Source organism: Methanococcus maripaludis (genome assembly GCF_013760955.1).
Classification (GTDB): Archaea; AGJL01; Methanococci; order Methanococcales; family Methanococcaceae; genus Methanococcus; species Methanococcus maripaludis_A.
The window spans coordinates 452,476-460,279 of the sequence record NZ_JACDUL010000002.1 but is presented as its reverse complement, the minus strand read 5'-3'; the positions used below and the strand labels follow the sequence as shown (position 1 = coordinate 460,279).

General features: G+C 33.4%; 8 protein-coding genes. 1 reads left to right on the top strand and 7 read right to left on the bottom strand.

Features of this window, described 5'->3' with window-relative positions; genetic code table 11:
- Positions 1 to 241 precede the first annotated feature (241 nt).
- On the top strand, positions 242 to 841 hold the full coding sequence (locus HNP90_RS05290; RefSeq protein ID WP_011976822.1) for a flavin reductase family protein: 600 nt from the start codon (positions 242 to 244) through the stop codon (positions 839 to 841).
- 69 nt (positions 842 to 910) lie between these two features.
- On the opposite strand, the gene pssA is transcribed toward HNP90_RS05290, so the two are convergent.
- From pssA to HNP90_RS05255, 7 genes are all read right to left on the bottom strand, one after another.
- On the bottom strand, positions 911 to 1,525 hold the full coding sequence (gene pssA, locus HNP90_RS05285) for a CDP-diacylglycerol--serine O-phosphatidyltransferase (protein WP_011976821.1): 615 nt from the start codon (positions 1,523 to 1,525) through the stop codon (positions 911 to 913).
- Positions 1,526 to 1,536: 11 nt separating this feature from the next.
- Positions 1,537 to 2,229, bottom strand: a complete 693-nt coding sequence (locus HNP90_RS05280; RefSeq protein WP_011976820.1) for a glycosyltransferase family 2 protein — start codon at positions 2,227 to 2,229, stop codon at positions 1,537 to 1,539.
- A 144-nt stretch (positions 2,230 to 2,373) separates the two neighbouring features.
- Positions 2,374 to 3,600, bottom strand: a complete 1,227-nt coding sequence (locus HNP90_RS05275) for a SufB/SufD family protein (protein WP_011976819.1) — start codon at positions 3,598 to 3,600, stop codon at positions 2,374 to 2,376.
- Positions 3,570 to 4,316, bottom strand: coding sequence for an ABC transporter ATP-binding protein (locus tag HNP90_RS05270; RefSeq protein ID WP_011976818.1), 747 nt, complete (start codon positions 4,314 to 4,316; stop codon positions 3,570 to 3,572). Before HNP90_RS05270 ends, HNP90_RS05275 begins: the two co-directional genes overlap by 31 nt.
- Positions 4,317 to 4,871 carry an archaeoflavoprotein AfpA gene (gene afpA, locus HNP90_RS05265; RefSeq protein ID WP_011976817.1) on the bottom strand — a complete coding sequence of 185 codons (555 nt, stop codon included), beginning with the start codon at positions 4,869 to 4,871 and terminating at the stop codon, positions 4,317 to 4,319.
- Between the two features lie 2 nt (positions 4,872 to 4,873).
- A complete protein-coding gene (locus HNP90_RS05260) occupies positions 4,874 to 5,467 on the bottom strand; it encodes a flavodoxin family protein (RefSeq protein WP_011976816.1) in 594 nt (197 codons plus the stop codon).
- Between the two features lie 162 nt (positions 5,468 to 5,629).
- Positions 5,630 to 7,801 carry a heavy metal translocating P-type ATPase gene (locus HNP90_RS05255; protein WP_011976815.1) on the bottom strand — a complete coding sequence of 724 codons (2,172 nt, stop codon included), beginning with the start codon at positions 7,799 to 7,801 and terminating at the stop codon, positions 5,630 to 5,632.
- Positions 7,802 to 7,804 lie beyond the last annotated feature (3 nt).

The window sequence follows — 7,804 nt, the reverse complement described above, 5'->3', positions numbered from 1 at the left end:
AGTTGTTATAACTTCAACTTCCGGGAATTTTTCCCCAATTACTGCCATATTTACCCCTCTTGATTTTTTAAATGCATAGATAAAATTTGAGATTTGTTTGATATATAGATTTTGAAATATTATTTAGAACTCGAAATAATATTTATTTCATATTAATTTAATAATTTTATTATTAAATAATAAAATTTATATATCTATAAATAATATTTATAGACTTATAAACTCGAAAAAAGGCGGTATTATGATATTTAAATCATTTTTAAGGGCAAAGTTTATTCCATTGCCTGTGGGATTTATATCCACGATCAGTAAGGATGGAATTAGAAACATTGCCCCGTATTCATGTTTAATGCCTGTATTAAGACCTTTGGATTTGGTATGCCTGGCATCTGCTAAGAAACGAGATACTTTAACGAACATAAAAGACACTGGAGAATTCGTAATAAACATGCCTGGTATTGATTTTTCAGAAAAAGTAATGCCCACTGCAAAATTTAGTCGGCCGGAAGTAGATGAATTTGTAGATGCTGAACTCGAAGAAAAACCCTCTAGTGTTGTAAAAGCTCCAGGAATCGCTGGTAGTTATGCATGGATGGAATGTGAGCTTCATAAATTGTACGAAGAAGAAGATTATGTACTTATCGTTGGAAAAGTAGTAAATCTAGATGTTGATGATAAATACCTCAAAGAAGACGGTTCTTTAGATGTAGAAAAGGCAAACCCCTTAATGAATGTCGGAAATGCTGCAGGACTTAATTACTGCACGGTTTCTGAAACTGGAAAATTCGACCCAATTAGTGCAATGTTTCCAAATGGCAAAGATCCAGCGGCTAAAAATTAAAAATTAGCATGAATAATTTATTTTTTGCAATTTTCCAAAAAGTATGCTTTAGGTTGAATTAATTAAATTTTACATTTTCATTTTGGATATTCCGTAAAGAACATATACTAAAGCACACAATGCAAGCGGTCCGATAATACCAAACATCGAAAGTATTATGGATATTCCAAAGAGTACCAAAAACGGCTTTTTTGGATATTTTGGATAATTAATGTCTGATATCATAAGAAGTCCTGCAACAATTGCAAGGATTGAAACTAAATATTCTGATCTAAAATTGTATTTTAAAAATACCTGGCTTAATACACATAAAAATAATGCAGCTGCTGGAATTGGAAGTCCAATAAAATGTTTCACATCAAGTATTCCAAATCTTGCAAGCCTTAAAGCGCCCCCAATTAAAAATACGATTGATGCAAAAAGTACCGCTGTTGAATCAAAGTAATAATAAATTAAGTATGCGGGAGCAACACCGAAACTTACAACATCACAAATACTGTCAAGTTCTGCACCAAAATCTGAAACCGTGTTTGTTTTTCTCGCAACAATTCCATCAAGCGCATCAAATACAATTGAGATATAAACAAAACGAAAATCGTGGAGAAGTATTGCAAGCATTCCAAAAATAATGTTTATGACAGTTACATAATCTGAAATCGTGATTATGTTTCTAATTTTGAACATGTTTATCGCCGTTAAATTAGTTTTTGAATTAATAATTTAAAGAGGATTTTAAACCCTGTAATGACATTGGTTCCTCTCGCCATTGAATATTCCGTATAAATCGTTTTTATCGGTACTTCTTTAAATTTTAAGTTATTTTTTTTGAAAAGAACTATAAATTCCGAGGATACTTCGTACCTATTGCTTTTAAGCTGTTTTGAAACTATTTCTGCAGCATCGTATGAAAAAGCCCTAAGTCCCCCCTGACTATCGGTTACCATTTGTCCGCCCATTAGGCAGGTTATAAAATTTAATCCCCAGTTACCTATTTTTTTAATAAATGGCATATTTTTTAGTTCTTTTTCATCAATGAGCCGACTTCCGACAACGACATCAAAACTATCTTCAATTATTGGTTCTGAAACTTTGATTATATCGTTTGGATCGTGCTGACCATCTGCATCAAATGTTACTATTGCTTTTGGATTGTATTTTATTGCGCACTTTAAACCAGTTTTAAGTGCTCCACCAAGTCCCCTATTAATAATGTGTTTACAAACGATTATATCTTCTGAAACTGCGATTTTTGAAGTCTGATCTTTACTTCCATCGTCAACTACAATGATATTCTCATAACCGTGGCCTTTTAAATTGATTAACGTGTTTTTAATCATTTTTTCTTCATTATATGCCGGAATTACAATAAAAATATCATTTTTTTCCATACTATCCCGAATCGTTCGAATATTTTAATTTTAAATCTTATTTATATTTAGGTTGGTCATATATAAAAAAAGTTATTATATAAATGAACTGTTATTTTGTAAATTTTAAAGAACATTTCAAAGATTTAAAAAAGAAAAATGCATTTACATTGCATTTTCAAGAGTCATATCCATCATTTCTTTAACAGATTTTGCAAGTTCATCTGGAAGTCCTGAAATATCCACGCTTAAGAATCCTTTGATAATCAATGAGGATGCTTCATCTTCGCTAAGGCCTCTTGACATCATATATTGAATCTGATCTTCTGCAATTTTACCAACTGCAGCTTCGTGGGATAGTTCAAGATCCGTTCTTTCAGCTTCAAGTTCCGGAACTGCCAAAATATGTCCATCATTTGATAAAATTAATCCTCTGCATTCAAGATGCCCTTTAACGTGTGATTCTGCACCTACGAGGTGACCTCTTGAGATTACTTCTGCATTATCAACAACGATAACTCTTGAAATCATGTCCGCAGCTGAATTTTCACCTGAAAGGATTACTCTTGAACCCATATCTAATTTTGAGTCGCCTTTTCCATAAACAATTGTTTGGAATGTTGCTTTAGCATTTTTTCCCTCACAATATGCTGTAGGGTAGCTTTGAATGGATTTTACGGGCATCATTGTAACGTAATTGTTGATAAATATTGAATCGTCATCCATTTTTATCGCAGTTCTGGGTCTTACGTGTACGCTTTCTCCCCAGTTGTGAATCATCGTAAATGTAAGTTTTGCATTTTTTCCAATGTATATTTCCGAAATTCCCAAGTGAAGTCCTGATTTTACGTGAGGGGACGTTGTACAACCGGTAATTAAGTTTAATTCAGCTCCATCTTCAACAATAATAATATTGTGAACGTTTTGAGATACTTCTTCGCTACCTATTAATAGGCATGTTTGAAGAGGTATTGTTTTTTTAACGCCCTTTGGAGCTCTGATAAAGTATCCTTCTGTAAGTTCGTTTGCAACTCTAGCGCCGTACTTATCGCTCATTTCTACAGCACTCCAGTAGTAATCATCGAGTTCGTATTTTTCAAGAGCCTCAGTGATCGGCATAATTATAATATCTGAATACATTTTAGCGTATATTGCATCACTATTTACCTGAACGTAGGATCCAATAGTGTTTTTTTCCTCAATATCTACACCAACAGTTGCAAGAGCTTTTTTGTGGTCATCACTTAAATCATTCAATGAATCTACTTTTAGAAGGTTTTCTTTTGGTGTAGGATACATGCTTAAATCGATATCTTCTCCAAATGGTGCGGGAACATCCTTGTATTTCTGAGCCATTCCCCTTACTTGTTGCAACTTTTTTTCTGACAGCATGAAACACACCTCTGGTATCCGTTTTTAATAATTTCATTTAAAATTTCATCCGGAGTTCCTGAACAGGCAATTACTCCATCTAAGAGTACATGAGCTTTATCAACTTCCATGAAATTTAAGATGTACCCAAGGTGCGTTATGATAAGTCCAGATTTGTTCCTTTCACTTGGCTTTTTATCCTTATCAAGTAAATGGTTGATGATTCCACCGAGAATTTCTACGTTTTCAACGTCAACACCGCTATCTGGTTCATCAAACATTACAAGATCCGGGTTTTGTGCAAAAATCTGCAATAATTCAGATCTTTTAACTTCTCCACCCGAAAAACCAACGTTTAGGTCTCTTTGGTAGAAGTGTCTGATATTTAATTTTTTAGCCATTTCTTCCATTTCTTCATCGCTTTTTTTAGAAATGGCATTTATCATTGTTTCAAGCCTTACTCCCGAAATTGCAGGTGGTGACTGGTACGAAATACCAATTCCAAGCTGTGCTCTTTCATGCATTGGCATATCAGTTATATCTTTTCCCTTAAAGTAAATATTTCCCCTTATAACTTCGTATTTTGGGTTTCCAAGGATTGTATTAAGTAATGTGGATTTTCCTGCCCCATTGGGTCCGAACAAAACATGAGTTTCTCCTTTGTCAATGAATAGGTGAATGTCTTTTAAAATTTCTTTTTCACCCACTTTAACTGACAAGTCTTCGATTTGTAGCATTTAATCACCTTTAATATGTTTTAACAACGCCTCTCTGATTTCATCCACATTTTCTAATACCGTAATACCTTGCATATTCCTGAGTATGTTAACGTTTTCTACATCTGTATCTCTAATATATAGCTTTAGTGTTTTGCCTCCAGGAAGAATTGTTTCTATCTCTTCTTTTTTGTTATCTGGGGGGTAGATGTATGTTGGAACCATTGCCTTTGCCCCTTGTGCAACGGAATTTGTAATCAAAGTGTCTGCAATTCCATGTGCTATCTTTGCAACACTGTTTGCAGTTACAGGTGCAACCAAAAATAAATCGTATTTTCCAGTCTGTAACATTCCTGGTAAGAACGGAGCGTTTGAATTTACTTCTTTTCGAATATTATAAAATGTATCTTTTAATTTACCCATTAATTTATACCAGTTAAGTACCATTTCCGCGCTTTGTGAATAGTATATATCTACATCTAAATCGGCATGTTCATTTTTTAATTCAATAAGCATTTCAACGATTTCTTCAATTTTATCTCCACAACCAGTAATACCCCAAGCTACTTTAACCATTTTTAATCACCCTTTTCACTCAAACAATTGTAAAATTTTTTAAGAGTTCTTTTAAGAGTCCTAATCCCTTCAGAATCTTCTTCGACTCCTTTTCTACCAATGTCTTGAGACCAAAATGTAGCCCCTAAGTTAGACCCAAAAGAACCGCCGCTTATTGGAATTACTCCATTCAATATGTAAAAGTCATGAATGGTTTTTAATACAATTTCTTGGCCCCCATTCCTGTCACCACCAACAGAAAGCCCCATTCCATATTTATTCCTTACTACATCAATATCTTCTGCAAATATTGCCCTACATCTATCCATAATGGTTTTCAACTGTCCAGAAACAGTTCCATTATAGCAAGGACTTCCAAGAATAATCGCATCAGCCCATTTTAAACCATCATAAATTTCCTGCATACTGTCTTTATGCACGCAGCCTTCCCCAGTTCTTACGCAGTAATCACAGTGTATACAAAATTCAATCTTCTTCTGAAAAACTGAAATGTATTTGGTTTCAAATCCTTTTTCTTCTAAATAATCAAGCGCGTAATTTACAGCAAAATGCGTTCCTTCCTTTCTCGGACTTCCGGATATTCCAAGGATTTTCATAAAAACACCTATCGATTAAGAAATATTTATGATAATATAGTTATGATAATTTAAATCCATATAAGTTAATATATTTCTATATAATTTATCTTTTTGTATTCATTTTGAATTTAAAATGCAAAATTGCGACTATTTTGAACCTGAAGCAAATATTTAAAAATGTTATTTCCAAGGATCGTATCTTTTTAAAAGCAATGACAATCCAATTATGGTTAAGGAGCTTAACGTCATTGCAAATGCTGCAAGTTCGGGTTCAAATTTAATATTATATGAATAAAGGGCGCCGGCAGCAACAGGAATTAAAATTGAGTTGTATGCAAAAGCCCAGAACAAATTTAATTTTATCTGTTTCAATACCCTTTTACTCAATTTTACAAATCCTGTAACATAACTCAAATCATCATTCATTAAAACGACTTCACCACTTTCAATTGCAATATCTGTTCCGCTTCCAACTGCAATTCCAACATCTGCCGTAGAAAGTGCTGGAGCATCATTTATTCCATCTCCAATGAATTCAACGTATCCGCCGGCATTTTCTTTAATCCATTTAACAATTTCAGCCTTTTTTTCAGGTAAAACATTTGAATATACGTGATTTTCTAAAATACCAACTTCTTTTCCGATAACTTTTGCAGTTTTTTCATTGTCTCCTGTAATCATATAGGATTCAATTCCCATTTCACGTAAATTTTGAACTGTAATTTTTGCATTTTCTTTTATTTTATCAGATATTGCAATTATTCCCATTATTTTGTTTTCAATAGCAACAATGATGACGGTTTTTGCATTTTCTTCTAATCTGGATATTTCTACAATATAATGTTCATTTATTGAAAGATTATTTTCTTCCATAAGTCGCCGGTTTCCAATGAAAACCTTCTGATCTTTCAATATTCCAGAAACACCCATTCCAGTAATTGATTCAAATTTTTCAGGTTCAGAAAGTGAAATATTTAATTCATTCGCTTTTTTAACAATTGCAAGTGCTAGTGGATGTTCAGAGTTTTTTTCAAGCGAGCCCGCAATTAATAAAAGTTCTTCTTTGGAATAATCAGAAATTATTTCATCAACATCGGGTTTTCCTTTTGTAATGGTTCCAGTTTTATCAAAAATCATGCATTTGAGGTTTCCTGCAACATCAAATACCTTGCTATCTTTAATCAAAATGCCAAGTTCAGCTCCGCGTCCAACTCCAACTGTTATTGCAGTAGGTGTTGCAAGTCCAAGGGCACAGGGACACGCAATCACCATTACAGAAATAAATGTAGTCACTGCAAGTAAAATTCCGCCGTTAAAAAACCAAAATACTGAAGAAATAAGTGCAATTGTAAATACTGTTGGTATAAAGTACGAAACTGCCTTATCTGCTAAATTTTGGATATCTGGTTTTGAAAGTTGGGCATTTTTAACAAGCAGGATGATTTGTGACAATATTGTATCTTTTCCAATTTTTTCAGCAGTTATTTTTAAAATTCCATTTTTATTTATCGTTCCCCCAATTACAGAATCTCCTTTTTTCTTTGCAATAGGAATTGGTTCTCCGGTAATCATCGATTCATCAACGTAAGAAACTCCTTCAAAAACAGTTCCATCAACTGTAATCTTTTCCCCGGGACGAATCAAAATAATATCTCCAACAATCACGTCTTCGATTGGAATTTCAAATTCTTCGTTATTTTTAATAACTTTTGCAGTTTTTACCTGTAAACCCATTAGTTTTTTAATCGCTTCGGAGGTTCTGCCCTTCGCACGCTCTTCTAAATATCTACCAAGGGTTAAAAGTGTCGCAAGCATTATTGTCGTATCATAAAACATGAAGTTCATTGGAAGAATTCCTAACGTTACAAGTAATGCTGAAATGTATGCAACCCCCATTCCAAGAGAATACATAACATCCATGTTTAGCGATTTGATTTTAAGAGAATTAAACCCTGCTTTAAAAATTGGGAGTGCAATGTATATCAAAGGTGGAATTGAGATTAAAAATGCCAAATATGGTTTATATGGAATTTTTAGATACATAATTGAAAATAGTGCGATTGAGAAAACTGTCCCAAAAATTATTTTGCCAAGCTTTTCTTTAAGTTCCTCTTCTTTTTTAGGCAGTTCTTCAACTTCTTCTGCAATCCCGAGAACTTCATAGCCAAACCTTTCAATTTTTATCCAGATGTCTTCGATACTAACGATGTCTGGATTAAAATTGATAACTGCGCTTTCATCCAGTAAATTTACAACAATTTTATCAACACCGTCCATCTTTGAAACAGATTTTTCAATGGTTTTTACACAGACTGCACAAGTCATTCCGGAAATTTTTAGTTTTACTTCCATAAA

Coding starts and splice junctions, on each gene's coding strand:
- pssA (WP_011976821.1), bottom strand. CDS start 1,525: ATGTTCAAAATTAGAAACATAATCACGATTTCAGATTATGTAACTGTC.
- HNP90_RS05260 (WP_011976816.1), bottom strand. CDS start 5,467: ATGAAAATCCTTGGAATATCCGGAAGTCCGAGAAAGGAAGGAACGCAT.
- afpA (WP_011976817.1), bottom strand. CDS start 4,871: ATGGTTAAAGTAGCTTGGGGTATTACTGGTTGTGGAGATAAAATTGAA.
- HNP90_RS05255 (WP_011976815.1), bottom strand. CDS start 7,801: ATGGAAGTAAAACTAAAAATTTCCGGAATGACTTGTGCAGTCTGTGTA.
- HNP90_RS05290 (WP_011976822.1), top strand. CDS start 242: ATGATATTTAAATCATTTTTAAGGGCAAAGTTTATTCCATTGCCTGTG.
- HNP90_RS05270 (WP_011976818.1), bottom strand. CDS start 4,316: ATGCTACAAATCGAAGACTTGTCAGTTAAAGTGGGTGAAAAAGAAATT.
- HNP90_RS05275 (WP_011976819.1), bottom strand. CDS start 3,600: ATGCTGTCAGAAAAAAAGTTGCAACAAGTAAGGGGAATGGCTCAGAAA.
- HNP90_RS05280 (WP_011976820.1), bottom strand. CDS start 2,229: ATGGAAAAAAATGATATTTTTATTGTAATTCCGGCATATAATGAAGAA.